Here is an 18,311-nt window from a genome sequence, read left to right as displayed (position 1 = left end):
CGCCGGGTGCCCCCGCTGTGCTATCACCTGTACTCCAGGGAACGGGTGCGCCCGGGGAAGGGGACCGGATGCCGGGAGCGAGGGACGGCGGGGAGAGAGACGGCGCGGAGAGGGACGGCGGGGAGTGCGCCGCCGGGGGAGTGCCCCCGCAGGACCCGGTCGCCGACGAGTGCCGTGCGGTCGAGGCCCGGATCGCAGCCGAGCTGTCGCGGTTCACCCGCCCGCGGCGGGCGGCCGGCACCCTGCTGCCGCCACCCGCGTACGTACGACGGCACGCGGTCGAACACGCGGCGGCCGGCCGGGTGCTGGACGCATCGCTGCTCTCCTCGGAGTTCCTCCCGTTCGTCGATGCCGGGCGGCTGCGCGGCCTGTCCGCCCAGCCGGACACGTCCGCCGCAGCACCCGGCCCGGCGGCCGACCACGCGGCCCTGATCCGCGTATGGCGGCAGGCGGCGCACAGCTGGAGCTGGGAGTCCCCGGAGGCGAACGCCAACGCACTGGCCTTCTGGGCGGCTTGTGCCGGCCTCCGCCCGCCGCCCGCCCCGGCCGGGGAGCTGTTCTGGACGCCTCGCTGGGCGGGATGGCGGCTGGGGGACAGCGAGGTCGTCAGCCGCTTCTCCAAGCCCGTGCTCAACGTGGCGGCCACCGTGCTGCCGGACGGCAGACCCGTCGCAGTTGTCGTCACCGACTGGCGGAGCAGGTCGGTCCGGGTGTGGGACCTCAGCACCGGCACCGCCCTCTGCGAGCCCCTCACCTGGTCCGGCTCCTCGGCATCGACGGTGGCCGCCGCCGTGCTGCCCGACGACCGGGTGCTCGCCGTCACCGGCAGCATCGACGGGACCCTGCGCCGGTGGGACCTGGCCGACGGCGCCTGCCTGGGAGAGCCGCTCACCGGCCACACCGGCTCGGTGCTCGCCCTGACGACCGTAGTGCTGGCGGACGGCCGGACGGCCGTGGTGAGCGGCGATGCGGACGGCACGGTCCGGGTGTGGGACCTCGCCACCGGCACGGCCCTCGGCGCACCCCTCGCCGCCCACGACTACGACGTGACCTGCCTGGCGACCGCGGTACTCCCGGACGGCCGGGTGGTCCTCGTCACCGGCAGCGAGGACAGCACGGCCCGGGTGTGGGACCTCGCCACCGGCACACCGGTCGGCGAACCCTTCACCGCCCACACCAACTGGCTGTCCGCGGCGGCGACCGCCGTCCTGCCGGACGGCCGGAGGGTCGCCGTCACCGGTGACTGGAGCGATACGGCGCATGTGTGGGACCTCGTCACGGGCGAGCCCCTGATCTCCTGCAGCCACCAGACCGACCGGATCGCCGCGCTGGCCACCACGGTCCTGCCGGACGGGCGGGTGGTCGCGGTCACCGGTGGCTGGAGCCCGAGGGCAAAGGTGTGGGATGTGACCACCGGCGAGGCCGTGGGCGGACCGCTCACCGGTCACACCGGGCGCGTGGTCGCGGTGACGACGGTGGCCCTGCCGGACGACCGTACGCTGGTGGTGACCGGCAGCTTCGACGGCACGTTACGCACCTGGGACCTCGCCGCCCGGCCCTCCGACACGGCCCCCTCGACAGGCGGCTCGACAGGTGGCGTAGGCGCGCTGACCGCCCTGACCACGGCGGTGCTCTCCGACGGCAGGCCGGTGGCCGTCACCGCCGCCTGGGACGACCGGGTGCGTGTCTGGGACCTCGATACCGGTGAGGCGCTGGACGAAACCCGTGCCGGGGCGCTCTGGACCGGAATGTCGGGGAAGCAGCGGCCCACGCTCGTCTCCGGTCGCTGGGGCGGAACCGTGCGCACGTGGGATCTGGCCACCGGCTACCCGCTGAACGCAGTGGACCGCGAGCGCCCGCGCTCCAGAGCGGTGTACGAGCGCTGGAAACTTGCGGCGGCGAGCGCGGTGCTGCCGGACGGCCGGGTGGTGGCCGTGATCGTCGGCTGGGACGACATGGTGCACGTATGGGACCTGGCCGGCCGCAGCCACCTCGGTGCACCGCTGGCCGGGCACATCGACACGCCCATCGCGGTGGCGACCGCGGTGCTCCCCGACGGCCGGGTGGTCGCCGTCTCCGGCGGCGTCGACCGCACGGCGCGGGTATGGGACCTGGTGGCCGGCACACCCGTCGGTGAACCCTTCACCGGTCACACGGCAGATGTCCGTGCGGTGGCGACCGCGGTGCTCCCCGGCGGCCGGGTGGTGGCGGTCACCGGCGGCACCGACGGCACGGCGCACGTGTGGGACCCCGTGACCGGTGCGCCGGTGGGCGAGCCCCTGACCGGACACGGCGGTGCGATCGGCGCGGTGGCGACGGCGGTGCTCCCCGACGCCCGGGTGGTGGCGGTCACCGGCGGCGCCGACCGCACGGCGCGCGTGTGGGACCTCGCGACCGGTGCGCCGGTGGGCGAGCCCCTGACCGGACATGGCGGTGCGATCGGCGCGGTGGGGACCGCGGTGCTCCCCGACGGCCGGGTGGTGGCGGTCACCGGCAGCGCCGACCACTCCGTACGGGCCTGGGATCTCGCCACCGGAACCGCGGTCGGGCCGCCCCTGCGGACGCCGGCCGTCCCCGTGAGCGTGGCCGCCGGCGGGCGCGAGGGCAGGCCGGTGATCGTCCTCGCCGGGAACGGACTGGCCGTGGTGTCCATGGCAACGGGTGGTGGAACATGACCGATTCGGAGGTGGGTGCGGTGTCGACGATCGTCGGGATCCATGGCATCGGGAAGCGGCAGACGGGGCGTCACCAGATGGCGCCCGCCTGGCGGGCCGCCCTGCGGGACGGCCTGGAGCGGGCGACCGGATCGGCCGTGGCCGAGCCGCCGCTCGCCCTGGCCTTCTACGGACACCTGTTCGCGCCGGCTGCGACCCGGACCGGGACCCGGACCAGTACCCAGGACGCGACCCGGGCCGGGACCGGAGCAACGAAAGGCCCCGGTCCCGACCCTCACGCCTGGCTCACGGAACTGGACGGCGCAGAACTCGAGGACCTCCTCGCGGCGGCCGGCGAAGCCATCACCCCCGAGGAGGCCGAGGCCGCGGCCGCCTCCCCCGCGAAGGCCTACACACGGCTGCCCAGACCGCTCCAGACCGTACTGCGGGCACTGGACCGGAGGTTCGGCCCCTCGGCCGGAGTCCTCTACCTCGGCGCGCTGCGCGAAGTACGCCGCTATCTGACGGACACGGAGCTGAAGGAGCGGATCGACGCCACGGTACGGGCCGATGTGAGTCCGGACTGCCGGGTCCTGATCGGCCACTCGCTGGGCTCCGTCGTCGCGTTCGAGTACGTCCGGCAGAACCCCGGCCACCGGCTCGACCGGCTGGTGACGCTGGGCTCGCCGCTGAGCCTGCGCATGGTGCGCCGGCTGCTGCCCAACCCGCGCTACGGCGCCATACGCGGCCTGCCGGTCACCCTCGGGTCCTGGGTGAACATCCGGGACGCCAGGGACCCGGTGACCTGCGGCGGCGGCCTCCGCCCGTGGTGGCCCGGAGTCGACGACCGGCCACCGGTCGACAACCAGGGCGACGCACACGCGGTCGAACGCTATCTGGGCAAGCGGGAAACGGCCTCGGCCGTCCTGGAAGTCCTGCCCGGTCTGGCACCGTGACCACGGCGGGTGAACCGGTCGACGCCGACATCCTGCGCCGGCACTTCCTGGCGATCGCCACCTCCACCTACGACGACCCGGTGTGGGAACCGCTCGGCGTCGACGACGAAGTCCGCACCATGACCGACTGGCTGTGCGCGGACGGTCTCGGCACCAGCCGGTTCACCCGGGCCCACCCCCATCTGGCGGACAGCCCCACCGAGGACGAGATCCGCACGGCCCTGCGGAACCCGCCGCACTCCACGCGCTGGAGCGCCGCGGACGCCGCCGTCGTATTCGTCACCGGTCACGGGATCACGGGCGACGGCGGCCACTGGATGGCGCTCAAGGCCACCGAGAGCGGCCGGCTCCAGTCCACCGCCCTGCGCACGGCCGATCTGGTGGGCTGGCTCGCCGAGACCGGCATCCAGCACCTCTTCCTCGTCCTGGACCTGTGCTACGCGGGCCACACCATCGCCGAAACCGCGGCCTTCGACCGGGAGATCCCCGGCACCTGGCTGGTGCTGCCGAGCGCAACCAAGAACCAGGAGGCCGTGACCGGCGCCCTGACGACGGCGATCGCCGAATTCCTGGCCGAGCTCAAGTCGCCCGTCGGACAGAAGTACGGCCTGGACCGGCACCTGGACGTCACCGTGTTCCTGGACGCGGTCGAACGACGGCTCGGACCGGGACAGCGCCTGATCCCGCTGCCCGGGAGCCGGCGCTCGGGACCGCACCCGTGCCTGCCCAACCCGCACCACCGCGCCGGGACCACGGTGTCCCTGGGGCCCGGGCGCAGTGACCTGGCCCTGCCCCGGCAGGACCTGGAGACCCACTGGAGCCCGCGCTCCCGCGGCGTGACCGAAGCCGCCTCCACGGGCTGGCTGTTCCGGGGGCGTACGCAGCTGATGCGGACCCTCGTCGCCGCGACGACGGCAGCGCCCGGGACCGTCCTGGTGACGGGCTCCGCAGGGAGCGGCAAATCCGCCGTCCTGTCCCGGCTGGTGACCCTCAGCGACCCGCTGTTCCTCGACCGGTACCGGGCCGCCGCCGACCTCGTTCCGGACGGCCTCAAACCGGAACCGGAGGCGGTCGACGTCGCGGTCCTCGCCACCGGCAAGATCGGCCACGAGGTGATCGCCCAGATCTGCCGCGCCCTCGACGTGCCCGGGCCCGGACCGGCCGGCGCCACCTCGGTACTGGACCTGGACGGATGGATCTCCGCCTGGGAGGACTGGCTGGCCCGCCGGGAGCGGCCCGTCACCATCGTGGTGGACGCCCTGGACGAGGCGAGCGATCCGGCCGCCCTGCTGACCGGGGTACTGGCCCGGCTCGACTCCGGCGACCCCGCCCACCGCAAGGTGCGCCTGCTGGTCGGGGTCCGCTCCTCGGGCGGCCCGGACGGCAACCCGCACACCCCGGCCGGAGGCGGCGGGCTGCCCCTGGCCGACCGGGCGGAGCGGCTGCTGGCCGCCCGCCGTATCCGGGTGGACGAGCAGCCCTGGTGGGAGGCGCAGGACCTCACCGAGTACGCCACCGAGATCCTGCTGCACGAGGAAGGCTCCCCCTACCGGAACGGCCCGCCGGGCCGTGCCGCCGAGGTGGCCGCCGTCCTGGCGGCGCAGGCCGGTACCTCGTTCCTGGTCGCCCGGATCGCCGGCACCTCACTCGCCCGCAGACCCGAGGCGGTCGACCCGTACGACGCGCAGTGGCGCGCCGCGATCGGCGAGGGCGTCCTCGGCGTCTTCCGCCACGACCTGCACCGCACCTTCCCCGACGCCGAGGACCGGATACGGGCCGTGCACCTGCTGCGCGCCGTGGCGTTCGCCTACGGGCGGGGCCTGCCGTGGCCGCAGATCTGGCCGGCCGTCGCCAACGCCGTCGCCGACGAGCCGACAGCGCCGGACGTCCCGCCGCGTACGTACGGGGACAGCGACATCGCCTGGCTCCTCGGCTCGCGCATGGGGGCGTACCTGGTGACGGACCGGGAGGACGGCATCACCGTGTACCGCCTCTTCCACGACGCCCTGCGCACCACCCTCCGGGAACACTGGCGCGAACTGCTCGACAGCACCTGAACCCACGAACGACGGGGGGGCGGTCCGGGCCCCGGGAACAAACCACCGGGCCCCCACGTTGAGCACGAACCGACTGCTCAACACCGCGAACCGAGGAGCACCTTGCCCGAAACCCCGTCCACCACCCTGGCCCCCCTTCCCCCGCTCGCCACCCAGGCGGAACGCCTGATCGAGCTCGGGGTGCACGAGCTCGCCGGAATGGCCGCCGACGAACTGCGCACCTTCGTCAAGGACCTCGGCGGTACGGAAGGCCACACCCTGCTCGCCGTCCACCCGGACCGAGCGCCCGCCTCCGCCCTTGCACCGCTGCTCCGCCGCGAGGGCAAGTCCGGCTTCGTCGTCACCGACATGCCCGACGTCGACGCCTTCGCCCCGTACACCGCCGAGCTGCCCGACGTCCCCCTCTACCTCGTCACCGGCCTCGACCGCGGCGACCACATGTCCAACTGGAGCCCGGACGAGGCCCTGCCCGCCCTCACCGCGGACGGCCGTACGCCGCTGCTGCTCACCGAGGGCATCCACTGGGTGCTCCAGCAGCCGGCCGCCCTCGAACGCAACCGCTGTTTCATGACCATCGGCTCCCGCCTCCGCAGGCCCGACGGAACCCTGGACGCCCGCACTCCGGCGATCTGGATCAGCAACGGCACCGGCCGGGACGGCCGCGAACGCCGCAACGCCCCGAAGATCGGCTGGTGCTGGTGGAACAACCGCCACACCTGGCTCGGCTTCGGCTCCGCCACCGGCCGCAGTACGACATAGCCGGCGGGCCGGCTGCCCGCGTGGCAGGAGGGATTCCGGGACCCCGGCATTGCAGACTGTGACCTGCGGCACAGACCGAAGCCGGCCCGCGCTGCGACGAGTCCCCGTCCCGGAGGAGCGGCAGATGACCGGTTCGACGACACTCGACCTGGGACCGCAGGCCCAGGTCGTGGCCCGCCTCGTGGCGGGCGTCCCGGACGCCCGGCTCCCCGGCCGGACGCCCTGCCCCGCGTACGCGGTCGGCGACCTGCTCGGCCACCTCGCCGGCCTCGCCGTCGCCTTCCGCGACGCGGCCCGCAAGGACCTGGGCCCCACGACGGACACCGACCCCGGCTCGGTCCCGCCGTCCCTGCCCGCCCGCTGGCGCGAGGAACTGCCCACGGTCCTCGGTGAGCTGGCCGAGGCCTGGAAGAACCCGGCCGCCTGGACCGGTATGACCCGCGCGGGCAGCGTGGACCTGCCCGGCGACATCGCGGGACTGGTGGCCGTGGACGAACTGGTGATCCACGGCTGGGACCTGGCCCGGGCCACCGGCCAGGAGTACGCACCCGACCAGGCCGCGCTGCGCGCCTGCCACGCCTTCCTGCTGGAGGCCGCCAAGGACGAGAGCCGGGGTGGCGGCATCTTCGGCCCCGTCGTGCCCGTACCGGACGACGCGCCGCTGCTGGACCGGGCGGTCGGGCTGAGCGGGCGTGATCCGGGCTGGACACCGCCGGAGTCCCCGTGACGGCCGGCGTAACGGGCTACCGGGGGGCGATGCCCACGTGCATGGCCAGGGTCATAAAGGCGGCGGTCAGGGCGGGCGCCCCGGCCTGGGCCAGGTAGGCCACGAAGCCGCCCATCAGCTGCTGCAGACGTGAGGGCGACGGCTCGTCCCCCTCCGCCTCGCCCTGCAACTCGTGCAACGCCCGCCGCGCACCCGCCTCCTGATCGGCCGGCAGCCCCAGCTGCGGGATGATGCCCAGCATCAGCTCCACGAACGGGGCCACGGCGGCCGTCCCGGAGTCGGCCGAGATGGTGGTGGAGCTCTGTGTGCCGTGGTCACCGGCCAGGAACAGGCCTGTGCCCGGGCCGTGAATGGTGATGTTGCGGGATCGTTCGCCGTCCGCCATCTTCTCGTCCTCTCGTTGGTCGGTGGGTGAGTCGGGTGGGGTGTGCGGGGTGGGGTGTGCGGGGGTCAGCCCTTCGAGGGCTTGCCCAGACACTCGATGCCCTCGGGGCCGCCGACGGAAGAGCAGGGGACGCGTTGCAGGGGCGGCTCCTGCGGCTTCGGCAGCGCGGTCACACCGGGGGCGAGGTGGACCCTGGGGAGCTGGGCGAAGGTGCCGGCCAGGGCGGCTGCCCCGCCGCCGTCGCTGAGATCGGTGCTGGCCAGACCGACGTAGCGCCCGGTCGTCAGATTGAGCGTGCAGGTCTTCGTGCCGTTGGCGTACATCTTCTGGCGGCCGGAGTCCTCGTCGATGCCCCCGCTGTTCGGGTCGAAGCGGCTGGGCGAGGCGGGCCCTTCGTCGCAGCCGAACCACTGGGGTTCCCCGTTGAAGGGACGGGCGAAGCTGCGGGCCGTGCCCGTGATCCCGGCCTTGAGGCTCATCTTCGTGTGGAGGGGCACGAGGAACGAGCATGCCCGCGTGGGCGGCGGGTCCGCGCCCTGGTTGGCGGCCGGGTCGAGGTTCAGGCGCGGTTGGACGCAGGGCTTCGTACCCGGTGTGCCGGGGGTGACGGTGACCTCGAAGTCCGTCGCCCCCAACTGGACGTACACCAGAGCCGTTTGCGGTTCCGCGGTGGGCTGGTTGCCGCCGGTCCGCCGCTCGCATTCCCGCCGGGCGGCCTCGTCCTCGGGGCTGGTCGTCGTGGCGCACACGGTGCGTTCGCTGTCGGCCTTGACGGTGCAGGCCGCGGAAGAGGGGCCTTCCTCGCACCCCCAGTAGACGACGCTCACGCCCTGGGGGAGCGGTTGGGGCGGGATGACCTCCACGGGTCCCCGCTCGCCCCTGGCCACCTGCGAGACCTTTGTGCAGTTCGTCTTGCCGGTACCGCTCGGGCAGGGGCCTTCCGGGGTGCCGGGCATCTCCTTGACCTCGAAGAGGCCGGTCGTGACCTGTACGTGCAGGGGCACGGTGGGCGGGGCCTTGGCGGGACCGGGGCCCATGTTCAGGACTGTCACGGTGCCGGCTGCCGCCGCGAGGAGCGAGCCTCCGATCACCACCTTGGCGAACAGCGAAAGGCCGACCGGATCCACGGGTGGCACGGGTGGCATGGATGGCGCGGGGACTCCCGGCATCGGTCCGGGAGCCGGGGCGGTCGACGGGGCGGGTGGCATGGTGCCGTCCGGAGGGGGAGCGGAGTCGTGGTGCGGGGTGCCGGTTCCCGGCGATGGGTCGCCGAACCCTGCCGACGGGTCGCTGCCGGCCCCGGCCTCCCCGAGCTCCCCGGCCTCGGTTCCGCCGCCCGCATCCGTGCCCGCGTCCGTGCCCGCGTCCGTACCGGAACCGGAGTCCGGGGCCGGGTCGGGGCCGGGCACGGTGGGCGTGGCGGGCGCGGTCAGTGCCTGGGCGCCTTCGGCCATGGCGGCGCTGCCCGGGTCCCCGAGGGCGTACCAGGCCGTCGCCGCCGCCCCGAACGCAGCGGCGGCGGCGACCCGCTTGCCGGTCAGCCACGAGCGCACGCCGGTTTCGTATGTGAAGTACGCCTGGGCCCGCTCGTCACCGGCCTGGCGGGCGCTGGCCAGCCCCCGCGTGAGGATGCGGCCCCATGCGCCCCAGCGCAGGGAGCACGCTGTGCCGGGAGCGGCGGCCCGTGCGAGCGCCACGCCCAGGTCCGGCCTGCCCGCCCGGCCTGCGGCGTCGATGAGCCCGGCGATCAGCAGACTGTGGTCCGCCAGCGCTGCGGGTGCGGTCCGCCGGTCCGATGCCCACGCGGCCAGCCGGGCCGTAGCCTCCGCGAGCTCCCGGGGGCCGAGCGTGAGATCCTCCGGCAGCGCGCCGCCCGGCTCCCCGGCCAGGCGTACGTGCGGCCCGGTGCGGTTCAGCAGGCCCAGCCCGGCCAGCCGGCCGACGGCTTCCTCGACGGCGGTGACGGTGGCACCGGGCACCAGCAGGGTGAGCATCTCGACGGTGGCGTGCGCCTGCGGCGCCATCGCGAGGAGCCCCAGAAGGTTCCGGGCCGCCCCGCCGAGTCCGGCCACGGCTCCGCGCAGCAGCTCGGGGATCTCGGCGGGCGCCGGCAGCAACGCCGCTCCGCCGTCGCCGCCGGGGCGTGCCAGGGCCGCGGCCCTGATCAGTGCGAAGGGATTGCCCTCGCTCGCCTGCCACAGCGAGGCCGCGGTGTCCGTCTCGGCCGGGAACAGCGGACGTTCCAGCTCCCGGGCGAGCAGCTGCAACCCGGCCGAGGCGGACAGACCGGCCAGGGCGATCGCCTTGCCGTCCCCCCACAGCAGACGCTCGCGCGAGCTGAACGCCACGGTGCCGGACGGCATCGTGTCCTGCAGCCGGGTCAGGTCCCGCGCCGGTACGTCGAGGTCGTCCACGACGACGCAGAGCCGGAGCCCGGCGAGGAGGCGGTGCAGGTCCCCTTCGCTCGGGCGGTAACCGGGGGCGTCGTAACAGGCCTCGAAGACGCTCTGGGCCAGGTCGTCGACCTCCTTGCCGCGCCCGTCGAGGAACACGACGCCGTCGTGGTGGCCGATCTCGAAGACCGCCTGGCGGACCAGGGCGCTCTTGCCGATCCCTTCGGGGCCGTGTACCTCGGCCGGCTCGTGGCCGGTGAGAGCGCGGACCAAGGCGGCCAGCTCGGTGTCCCGGCCGAGCAGCGGCCGGCTCGTACGGCGCGGCAGGCGCTCGATGCGTTCGCGGCGCACCGGCTTGGGCCGCTTGGCCGGCTCCACGATCGTCACGGCCGAATGCGTTGCGTTCACCACGACGCTCAGGACGTCGTTGTTGTCACCGGTGACAAATTGGCCGACGGCTTCGCCGCCCACCGACAGGTTCCGGTCCCCAGCCGCCATCGCCTCTCCCACCCTTGGCGTACGGAACGTCGAGGGCAGCATTCCGCAGCCATGCGCCCCGCGATACCGGAATGACGCATTTCCTATCGCTGCGGAGGAGACGAATCGTTTGCCCTGATCCGCTCCGCGCCCGCGCCCGGCCCCGTCACGTCAGGACGGCGCGCCAGCGGTCGGCCGACCGGATCGTGTCCAGGCTGACCTGCTCCAGGAACGCCCCGCCCTTGGCCAGCCGCCGCCCCACGGGGCTGTCGAGCCCGGACGCCTCCGCCGCGGCCATCGCGGCCTGCGCCGCCTCGAGCGTCTGCCGGGTGCCGACCACGACCGAGTGGTACCAGGCCTCGTCGTCGACCACGTAGATGTCGCGACGCCGCTGCGGATCGCGCTCGCGCCGGACGTACCCGTGCTGGACCAGGTAGTTCACGGCCATGGAGACGGAGGCGGGGCTGACCTTCAGCCGGCGGGCCAGCTCGGCCGCGGTGCGTCTGCCGTCCTCGGCCATCAGCAGGTCGACGTGGACCCGCGCGGTCGTTCTCGGCAGCCCCGCTCGGACCGCCAACTCGATGATCTCGGCTTCCATCCCGGCGCCGGACGGTCCGGCCGCCCGCTCGGGCGCCGGGGTGCCGCGCCGCGCCCGCCGGACCGTCGCCTGGTGCGCCTGCTGGGGCCGGTAGCCGCGAGGGCCGCCGTTGCGGCCGACCTCCCGGCTGACCGTCGAGGTCGGCCGGTCGAGCCGCCTGGCGATCTCGGCGTAGGAGAGCCCGTCGGCGAGTCCTGCCGCGATGCGCTGGCGGTCCTGCTGTGTCAACCGTCCTCCTGGCATGCCGCCAGTATTGCCTTCGCAGCCATCCATTGCAACGTCCCATTGCATTCAGCCTCAGCGTCATTGCATCAATTTGCCGCTTCTGAACTGGGAAAACGCGCCCTTGTGGATTGACGGGATTCTGAATGCAACGTAGCTTTCGAGATGCGTCAAACACGTACTATCGCGAGACGAGGAATGGCCATGGGTGAATCGCTGCATACCGTCCCGACGATGCCGACGGCGCGTCAGCCCGGCTGCCCGTTCGACCCCCCGGCAGAACTGACCGAGGCCCGCCGCCACGGCCCCATCAGCCGCCACACCCATGTCGGAGGAAAGCCCGGCTGGCTGATCACCGGGTACGACCTGGTCCGGTCGGTCCTGGCCGATCCGCGGTTCAGCTCGCGCCGGGAGCTGCTGAACGTGGGCGACTTCGAGGTTCCGCCGGCACCGCCCGGCGAGTTCCTCCTCATGGACGAGCCGCAGCACGGGCGCTACCGGAAGCCGCTGGTGGGCAAGTTCACCGCACGGCGGATGCGACAGCTCACCGAGCGCGTCGAGCAGATCACCGCCGACTGCCTGGACGCCATGGAGAAGGCCGGGCCGCCGGTGGACCTGGTGACCGCGTTCGCCAAGCCCATCCCCACCATCATCATCTGTGAACTGCTGGGGGTGCCGTACGAGGACCGGGCCTCCTTCCAGGAGCAGGTCGACTCGTTCATGAGCGGGGAGCCGAGCGAGGAGGAGCTGATCGCCGCCTACACGGCGACCCAGGAATACCTCGCGCAGCTCGTGGCGGCCAAGCGCGCGCACCCCACCGACGATGTGCTCAGCGAGCTCACCGACAGCGATCTGACCGATGAGGAGCTGAGGGGGATCGGTCTGATCCTGCTGGCGGCCGGGTTCGACACCACCGCGAACATGCTGTCCCTCGGTACCTTCGCCCTCTTGCAGAACCCGGCGCAACTGGCCGCCCTGCGCGCCGATCCGACGCTCGCCGACCGGGCCGTGGAGGAGCTGCTGCGGTATCTGAGCGTCGCCAAGACGTTCATGAAGACGGCGCTGGTGGACGTCGAGCTGGGCGGCCAGACCATCGAGGCCGGTACGACGGTCGTCCTGTCGTACAACACCGCCAACCGCGACCCCGAGCGCTTCGCCGATCCCCATGTGCTCGACCTCCACCGGCAGCACGGTGGGCACCTGGCCTTCGGCCACGGCGCCCACCTGTGCCTGGGCCAGCAGCTGGCCCGCATCGAAATGCGGGTGGCGTTCTCGGCGCTGATCGACCGCTTCCCCACGCTGCGCCTGGCCGTGCCGGCCGAGGAAGTCCGCCTGCGCCCGGAGACCGCGGACATCTACGGGGTGAAGAACCTCCCGGTCACCTGGGACGTGTGACAAGGAGCCGGCCCCCCTCGGCCGGTCTGCCGAGGGGGGCCGGTTTCAGGTTTTCAGGCGGTGGTGGACGCCGCGGACTTGGCGGTCTCGGGAGACTCCGGAGACTCCGGGGAGTCGGGGGACTCCGGAGCCTCGGAGCTCTCGACGGCGGCCTCGGCGGACGTCTCGACGGGGGCGGGGGTCTCGGCGGCAGCCGTGGCCCCCGGCCCTGCATCGGGGAGCGGGATGCGGTGCAGCCCCTTGTGGTCGTAGAAGCGGGCGACGGCGAAGCCGAAGACCAGCGCGGCGGCCAGGGCGATGCCCATCGCGGTCCATGCCCGGGTCAGGCCCGCATCGGCCTGGGCGCCGTAGTAGAGCAGTGAGCGCAGCCCCTCGGTGATCTGGCGCAGCGGTTCGAACTCGGCGAGGGTGCGGAAGAACCCGGGCAGCGCCTGGACCGGCACGGTGGCGCCGGAGGAGGGGACGGCCATCGCGATGAAGACGATGGTGGCCACCAGCATGCCGGGCGCACCGAAGGCGGCGAACAGGGCCAGGCTGCCGATGCCGACGACCGCGATGGTGGCGACCGAGTACAGCCACAGGAGGCCGAGGTGGGAGGCGTCCATGTCCAGGATCGTGACCGTGGCCACCTCGACCAGGGTGCCCATCACCACCGATATGCCGAGCATGAGCGCCATGCCGATGGCCAGGGTGCGGACGCGGCTGGTGTGCTGGACGGGCTCGCGCTTGCGCACCGGGCCGAAGTCGGTGTGCAGGTAGCCGAGGGCCGTGTCGACCTGGGTGTTGACCAGGTTGGCGCCGAGCACGCCGCAGACGACGAGGACCAGCGCGTAGTAGAAGGCGCTCAGGCCCATGGCGCTGCGGGAGCCCAGGGGGTGGCCGTCGGCGACGGTGACGGTCACCGGATCGGCCAGCAAGAGCTGAGCGGCCGTCGGGAGCGGGGTCTTCTGGGCGCCGGCCTGCTTCAGAAGTTCCTGGCCGAGCTGGGCGGAGGCGGTGTGGGCGGCCTTCTGGGCGGCCTGGGAGGCCATGGAGGAGCCGATGCTGCCGGCCGACTGGTTGGTCAGCACGGTCAGGGCCGGCGGGGCGGCCTTGGCCTGCGGTGCCGGCTGCGGGGCGGCCTTGCCCTGGGGCGCGGGCTGCGGGGCGGTGAGCCCGGTCACCGTCGCGGAGAAGTCCTGGGGTATGACGAGGGCGCCGAAGACCTTGCCCCGGCCCATCAGCTCGTCGGCCTCTTCGCGGCTGACCACCTGCCAGTCGATGCTGTCGTTGCCCTCGGCGGCCTTCTGGATCCCGGAGACGACCTGCTCACCCAGGTTGACGCGGCGGCCGGCCGAGTCCGCGCCGCTGTCGCTGTTGACCAGGGCCACCGGAAGATCGTGCAGGTTGCCCTTCGGGTTGACGTTGCCGCCGACGTAGAGCAGGGCGAACAACATCGAGACCACTGCGGCGATGAGTCCCGTACCGATCCACAGCTGGGGTCGGCGGAGCACGGAGCGGGGCGTGGGGTGAGGCATCGATTCTCCGGTGCGGCTGCGTTTCCTGGGTCGGATACTTGAGGTATCCAGTTATTGGATAGTGGCAGTATCTTGTTGTGGTGTCCAATCGCCGACGATGGATACGGGACCGTTTGACCTGCAGGGAAGCCCTATGAAGATCTCGGAGCTCAGCCGGGCGACCGGCGTGCCGGTCGCCAGCATCAAGTACTTCCTCCGGCAGGGGCTGCTGCCCGCAGGGCGGGCGACCGCTGCCACCCAGGCCGCGTACGGGGAGGGGCACGCGCAGCGGCTGCGGCTGATCAAGGCCCTGACCACGCTCGCCGGCCTGTCCATCGCCGCCACCCGGGACGTGCTCGGGGCCATCGACCAGGCCCACAGCTCCGAGGGCGCCCTCGGAGCGGTCAGCTATGCCCTTGCGGTGCCGGTGGCGGCCCGGCAGGCGGCGGGCCCCGAGGAGGAGGAAGGGGAAGCAGGGGCCGAGGTGGCGGAACTGATCGCGGCCCTGGACTGGCAGGTGCCCGATACGTCACCGCACGTGGCGGGGCTGACGGCGGCGCTGAAGGCCCTGCGGGGGCTGGACGCGCAGTACGCCCCCGGCGAGCTCGCCGCCTACGCGAGACTGGCCGAGTCGGTGGCCCGGCTGGACCTGGAACGCGCGGCCGGCCTCGAGGACCCGGTGGCGCTGGCCGAGCGCGCGGTCGTCGTCCTGGCGATCTGCGCCCCGGTGTTCGAGCTGCTGCGGCACCTGGCCCAGGAGGACCAGGTCCGGCGCCGGGTGGCTGCCGACCGGTCCGGGGCCGGGTCCGGGGCCGAGCCCGGACCCGGGTCCGCAGTGCCCCGCTAGCGTACGGGCGCAGGGCGGGCGGCCCGGCTCCCGGCCGGCCCAGGCCGGCCCTCGTCCAGCCCCGGCCCGCCCCCGTCAGGCCTGGTCGCGGATGCCCCAGGGCGAGCCGTATGCCGTCAGCAGGTCCAGGAACGGCCGCGGCGGAAGGGCCTCCGGGCCCAGGACGCCGGGCTCCGACCAGACGCCGCCAGCCATCAGCTCCAGCGCCACCACCGGGTTGACGGCGGTCTGCCAGACCACGGCCTGGGAGCCGTACTCCCGCATGGACCACTGGTTGTCCACGACGTGGTACAGGTACACCTCGCGCGGCCGGCCGTCCTTGGTGCCCTTCACCCAGGTGCCCGCGCAGGTCTTGCCGGTCATCCGCTCGCCCAGCGTGGCCGGGTCCGGCAGGCAGGCGGCGACCACGTCACGCGGCGAGACCCGGACCGGGGCGCCGTCCGCGCCGCGGACCGTGACCGGCTCGGTCGAATCCAGGCCCAGCGCGTGCAGGGTCTTCAGCTTCCCGATGAAGTCGTCGCCCAGCCCGTACTTGAAGGTGACCCGCCGGGCCTCCACCCAGCGGGGAACCAGCAGCACCTCCTCGTGTTCGACGTTCACGCACTCGACCGGGCCGATGCCCTCGGGGAAGTCGAACACCTCCGGCTCGCTGAACGGCTCGGTGGTGAACCAGCCGTGCTCCCGCTCGTAGACCACCGGCGGGTTCAGACACTCCTCGATGGTCGTCCAAATGTTGAACGACGGGGCGAACTCGTACCCCTCGACGCTCAGGTTCGCCCCGTCGCGGATGCCGATCTCCTCGATCTCGTCGAACAGCTCATCGGCCGCGTACCGGGCGAAGACATCCGACAGCCCCGGTTCCACACCCATGCCGACCAGCGCCAGTCGGCCCGACTTCTCCCAGGCCCCGGCCCGCGCGAACTGCTCGTCGCCGAGCTTGACCCCGCACTCCCGGTACGGCGCCCCGGGATGCGGCCGGGACAGCGACATCGCCATGTCCAGGTAGTGGCTGCCCGCCGCAAGCGCGGCCTCGAACAACGGCATCACGAACCGTGGATCGGTGGCGTTCAGGAGTACGTCGCACCGCTCCTCGGTGAGGAGCGAGGCGACCGCCGCCTCGTCGGAGGCGTCGATGCGGCGCGCACCGAATCGGCTGTCGCCGAGCGCCGCCACGGCCGCCTCGGCGCGGGCCAGGTCGTAGTCGGCGACCACGAAGTGGTCGAAGAAGTCCCGGCGGGCCGCGATCCGGGTGATCGCGGTACCGACGCCACCGGCGCCCACAAGCAGAACACGCATGACGAAACCCTCTCTCGATGAGGTCCACGGAGGTCTACGGAGGTCCGCACCTCATCGGCGCGCCTCATGGGAGGGGATGAAAGCCGGGCGGGCAGGTTAAGGTCAATGGCGTTGGCATAAGGGCGACTGAGGCGTGGAGGGCAGCCGATGGCGAAGCAGGTGGTACCCGAAGAGGCCCGCCGGAGGCGACGCCCCACCCGGCAGGGCACCGTCCTGTCCGAACGCCTGATCGTCGAGACCGCCCTGCGGATGCTGCGCGAACACGGCAGCGCCGGGCTGTCCGCCCGCCGGCTCGGCGCCGCCCTCGGCGCGGACCCGAGCACCCTCTACCGGTACTTCGACGGCATGGACGGCCTCACCCTCGCCATCGGGGAGGAGCTGATCGGCCGGGCTCTCGAAGGCTGGGAAGCCACCGGGGACTGGCGCCGTGACCTGCGGGAACTCGGCCTGCACATCCACGGCGCCTACCTCGCCCACCCACAGGCCGCCATCCTGACCGCCAGCCGGGTGACCGGCCGGCCCCGCGAGATCGCCGCCGACGAGACCGTCCTCGGCATCCTGCGCACCGCCGGCTTCCCCGACCCGGAAGCGGTCCTGATCTATCACGCCTTCATCGACCAGAGCCTGGCCTTCGCCGCCCTCGACGCCGGCGCCCTCGCCCTGGCGGAGACCTCCCGGACCTCCGACGAACAGCAGTGGGAGTCCACGTACGCCCGGCTGCCGGCCGAGCAGTACCCGCACATCGCGGCCACCGCAGGGCTGCTCGCCGCCCGGATGACCCGCAGCGCGTACCCGGTCGCCCTGGACATGCTGCTCGCGAGCGCGGAGAGCCGGCTCGACGCACTGCGGGGCCACTGATCCGAAAAGATGTTGGTTGTACCTGTCACACTCCTCGGCTCGGTTCCGTCAATTGGGTGTAGGCCGCAGCAACCAGCGGCGGCCACTGATTCCGAGGAAGTCGAAGATGACGAAGCCTGCCGCACCGCGTATGCAGGACCCGGCCGAGTTACTCCCGGGCATGGCCGAGGTCAGTGCGAGCCTGTTCCGGGCGGTCGGAAACCGCTCGGTCCCGCGCACCACGATCAGCCTGGTGCATCTGCGAGCCGGGCAGATCGTGGGCAGCACCTACCTGACCGTTCTGCACTCCAGCAGCCTGCGCAAGGCGGGGGAGTCGGAGGAGCGGATCACGGCGGTGGCCTCCTGGCAGGACGCCCCCTACTTCACCGAAGCCGAACGCGCAGCGCTGGCGCTGGTGGAGGCGGTCTGGCAGCCGTCCTCCTCCTGGAGCGAGCGGGTTCCCGACGAACTGTACGCACGCGCCGCCGAGCACTACGACGAAGTGGCCCTGGCGACCCTGGTGGCCGCGATCGGCCAGGTCGGCTTCTTCATCCCCTTCGCCGTCATCGGCAAGCCCATGCCGGTCACCTCCCTGGCCGACCGTCAGTGGGACTGAGGGCGTAGGGCGTTCGCCGGGCAGACGTCACCCCCCGTCGCTGCGGGCCCGCGGGCTGCAGGAGCTCCGGGTCCGCTTCTCAGCGCCAGATCGTCTGGACGGAATCGAACTGGACCCAGGTGATCGGGTTTGAGCTGTTGCCGCCGTAGACGGTCACGGACCCGGCGGTGTTGGCCTCGAACCGGCAGGCATTGATGCCCTGGCTGTTGTTGCGCGGGGCGGTGGCCCGGACCAGGGCGGTGGGGCGCAGCGCCGCCGGCAGGGTGGCGATCTTCGTGTCGGCGGTGAGGTTGCAGGTCACCGAGCCGCGCGCCTGGAGGAAGACCGTACCGGCGATGGTGATCAGCCGGACCTGCGGAGTCGCTCCGGGCTGGGCGGTGACACCCGGTTCGAGGAGCAGGTCGGTCCACGGCTGTGCCTCGATCCCGCCCGCGGCGACGGCGGGGGCGGCGGCCACCAGGTTCGTCGCGGCCAGCGTGGCGGGCAGGGCGAGCGCGGCACCGAGGATGCGGCGGCGGTTGTGGGACATGGGTGTTCGGTCTCCTTGGCCTTGACGGAAGGGTTGCGGGGGAGGGAGGAAGGGAGGAGCGGAGAGG

General features: G+C 73.0%; 15 protein-coding genes. 9 read left to right on the top strand and 6 right to left on the bottom strand.

Features of this window, described 5'->3' with window-relative positions; genetic code table 11:
- Nucleotides 1-68 precede the first annotated feature (68 nt).
- From DEJ50_RS01060 to DEJ50_RS01040, 5 genes are all read left to right on the top strand, one after another.
- Nucleotides 69-2,675 carry a WD40 repeat domain-containing protein gene (locus DEJ50_RS01060; protein ID WP_150205528.1) on the top strand — a complete coding sequence of 869 codons (2,607 nt, stop codon included), beginning with the start codon at nucleotides 69-71 and terminating at the stop codon, nucleotides 2,673-2,675.
- Nucleotides 2,672-3,610 (top strand): hypothetical protein, encoded by a 939-nt coding sequence (locus DEJ50_RS01055; protein ID WP_150205527.1) that lies wholly within the window; start codon nucleotides 2,672-2,674, stop codon nucleotides 3,608-3,610. The genes DEJ50_RS01060 and DEJ50_RS01055 overlap by 4 nt, the downstream gene beginning before the upstream one ends.
- Nucleotides 3,607-5,667 (top strand): ATP-binding protein, encoded by a 2,061-nt coding sequence (locus tag DEJ50_RS01050; RefSeq protein ID WP_150205526.1) that lies wholly within the window; start codon nucleotides 3,607-3,609, stop codon nucleotides 5,665-5,667. The genes DEJ50_RS01055 and DEJ50_RS01050 overlap by 4 nt, the downstream gene beginning before the upstream one ends.
- A gap of 102 nt (nucleotides 5,668-5,769) precedes the next feature.
- Nucleotides 5,770-6,426 (top strand): DUF5701 family protein, encoded by a 657-nt coding sequence (locus tag DEJ50_RS01045; RefSeq protein WP_150205525.1) that lies wholly within the window; start codon nucleotides 5,770-5,772, stop codon nucleotides 6,424-6,426.
- Between the two features lie 124 nt (nucleotides 6,427-6,550).
- Nucleotides 6,551-7,153, top strand: coding sequence for a TIGR03086 family metal-binding protein (locus DEJ50_RS01040; protein ID WP_150205524.1), 603 nt, complete (start codon nucleotides 6,551-6,553; stop codon nucleotides 7,151-7,153).
- A 16-nt stretch (nucleotides 7,154-7,169) separates the two neighbouring features.
- On the opposite strand, the gene DEJ50_RS01035 is transcribed toward DEJ50_RS01040, so the two are convergent.
- From DEJ50_RS01035 to DEJ50_RS01025, 3 genes are all read right to left on the bottom strand, one after another.
- A complete protein-coding gene (locus DEJ50_RS01035) occupies nucleotides 7,170-7,631 on the bottom strand; it encodes a hypothetical protein (protein WP_150205523.1) in 462 nt (153 codons plus the stop codon).
- A complete protein-coding gene (locus DEJ50_RS01030) occupies nucleotides 7,604-10,429 on the bottom strand; it encodes an ATP-binding protein (protein WP_150205522.1) in 2,826 nt (941 codons plus the stop codon). The genes DEJ50_RS01035 and DEJ50_RS01030 overlap by 28 nt, the downstream gene beginning before the upstream one ends.
- Nucleotides 10,430-10,574: 145 nt before the next feature.
- Nucleotides 10,575-11,249, bottom strand: coding sequence for a GbsR/MarR family transcriptional regulator (locus DEJ50_RS01025; protein WP_190344190.1), 675 nt, complete (start codon nucleotides 11,247-11,249; stop codon nucleotides 10,575-10,577).
- 183 nt (nucleotides 11,250-11,432) lie between these two features.
- Here DEJ50_RS01025 and DEJ50_RS01020 point away from each other — a divergent pair, with 183 nt between their 5' ends.
- Complete coding sequence (locus DEJ50_RS01020; RefSeq protein ID WP_150205520.1) at nucleotides 11,433-12,623, top strand: cytochrome P450; 1,191 nt, start codon at nucleotides 11,433-11,435, stop codon at nucleotides 12,621-12,623.
- A gap of 53 nt (nucleotides 12,624-12,676) precedes the next feature.
- Here the strand turns inward: DEJ50_RS01020 and DEJ50_RS01015 are convergent, their stop codons facing one another.
- Entirely contained in the window at nucleotides 12,677-14,140 is a 1,464-nt protein-coding gene (locus tag DEJ50_RS01015) for a YhgE/Pip domain-containing protein (RefSeq protein WP_150205519.1), read from the bottom strand.
- A 133-nt stretch (nucleotides 14,141-14,273) separates the two neighbouring features.
- On the opposite strand from DEJ50_RS01015, the gene DEJ50_RS01010 reads away from it, so the two are divergent.
- Nucleotides 14,274-14,966, top strand: a complete 693-nt coding sequence (locus DEJ50_RS01010; protein WP_150205518.1) for a MerR family transcriptional regulator — start codon at nucleotides 14,274-14,276, stop codon at nucleotides 14,964-14,966.
- A gap of 75 nt (nucleotides 14,967-15,041) precedes the next feature.
- Here the strand turns inward: DEJ50_RS01010 and DEJ50_RS01005 are convergent, their stop codons facing one another.
- Nucleotides 15,042-16,262 (bottom strand): saccharopine dehydrogenase family protein, encoded by a 1,221-nt coding sequence (locus tag DEJ50_RS01005; RefSeq protein WP_150205517.1) that lies wholly within the window; start codon nucleotides 16,260-16,262, stop codon nucleotides 15,042-15,044.
- Nucleotides 16,263-16,409: 147 nt separating this feature from the next.
- Here DEJ50_RS01005 and DEJ50_RS01000 point away from each other — a divergent pair, with 147 nt between their 5' ends.
- Nucleotides 16,410-17,120: a TetR/AcrR family transcriptional regulator gene (locus DEJ50_RS01000; RefSeq protein WP_150205516.1), complete on the top strand. Its 711-nt coding sequence runs from the start codon at nucleotides 16,410-16,412 to the stop codon at nucleotides 17,118-17,120.
- Nucleotides 17,121-17,226: 106 nt separating this feature from the next.
- On the top strand, nucleotides 17,227-17,715 hold the full coding sequence (locus DEJ50_RS00995) for a carboxymuconolactone decarboxylase family protein (protein WP_150205515.1): 489 nt from the start codon (nucleotides 17,227-17,229) through the stop codon (nucleotides 17,713-17,715).
- Between the two features lie 79 nt (nucleotides 17,716-17,794).
- Here DEJ50_RS00995 and DEJ50_RS00990 read toward each other — a convergent pair whose 3' ends face one another.
- The gene (locus DEJ50_RS00990; RefSeq protein ID WP_150205514.1) at nucleotides 17,795-18,244 is read right to left on the bottom strand and encodes a hypothetical protein; all 450 of its coding nucleotides are present in this window, start codon (nucleotides 18,242-18,244) and stop codon (nucleotides 17,795-17,797) included.
- Between the last annotated feature and the right edge of the window lie 67 nt (nucleotides 18,245-18,311).

The sequence above is a fragment of the Streptomyces venezuelae genome, assembly GCF_008642295.1.
Taxonomy (GTDB): Bacteria; Actinomycetota; Actinomycetes; order Streptomycetales; family Streptomycetaceae; genus Streptomyces; species Streptomyces venezuelae_C.
This window is presented reverse-complemented; position numbering and strand designations above follow the sequence as displayed.

Coding starts and splice junctions, on each gene's coding strand:
- DEJ50_RS01060 (WP_150205528.1), top strand. CDS start 69: ATGCCGGGAGCGAGGGACGGCGGGGAGAGAGACGGCGCGGAGAGGGAC.
- DEJ50_RS01055 (WP_150205527.1), top strand. CDS start 2,672: ATGACCGATTCGGAGGTGGGTGCGGTGTCGACGATCGTCGGGATCCAT.
- DEJ50_RS01040 (WP_150205524.1), top strand. CDS start 6,551: ATGACCGGTTCGACGACACTCGACCTGGGACCGCAGGCCCAGGTCGTG.
- DEJ50_RS01030 (WP_150205522.1), bottom strand. CDS start 10,429: ATGGCGGCTGGGGACCGGAACCTGTCGGTGGGCGGCGAAGCCGTCGGC.
- DEJ50_RS01025 (WP_190344190.1), bottom strand. CDS start 11,249: ATGCCAGGAGGACGGTTGACACAGCAGGACCGCCAGCGCATCGCGGCA.
- DEJ50_RS01020 (WP_150205520.1), top strand. CDS start 11,433: ATGGGTGAATCGCTGCATACCGTCCCGACGATGCCGACGGCGCGTCAG.
- DEJ50_RS01015 (WP_150205519.1), bottom strand. CDS start 14,140: ATGCCTCACCCCACGCCCCGCTCCGTGCTCCGCCGACCCCAGCTGTGG.
- DEJ50_RS01010 (WP_150205518.1), top strand. CDS start 14,274: ATGAAGATCTCGGAGCTCAGCCGGGCGACCGGCGTGCCGGTCGCCAGC.
- DEJ50_RS01005 (WP_150205517.1), bottom strand. CDS start 16,262: ATGCGTGTTCTGCTTGTGGGCGCCGGTGGCGTCGGTACCGCGATCACC.
- DEJ50_RS01000 (WP_150205516.1), top strand. CDS start 16,410: ATGGCGAAGCAGGTGGTACCCGAAGAGGCCCGCCGGAGGCGACGCCCC.
- DEJ50_RS00995 (WP_150205515.1), top strand. CDS start 17,227: ATGACGAAGCCTGCCGCACCGCGTATGCAGGACCCGGCCGAGTTACTC.
- DEJ50_RS00990 (WP_150205514.1), bottom strand. CDS start 18,244: ATGTCCCACAACCGCCGCCGCATCCTCGGTGCCGCGCTCGCCCTGCCC.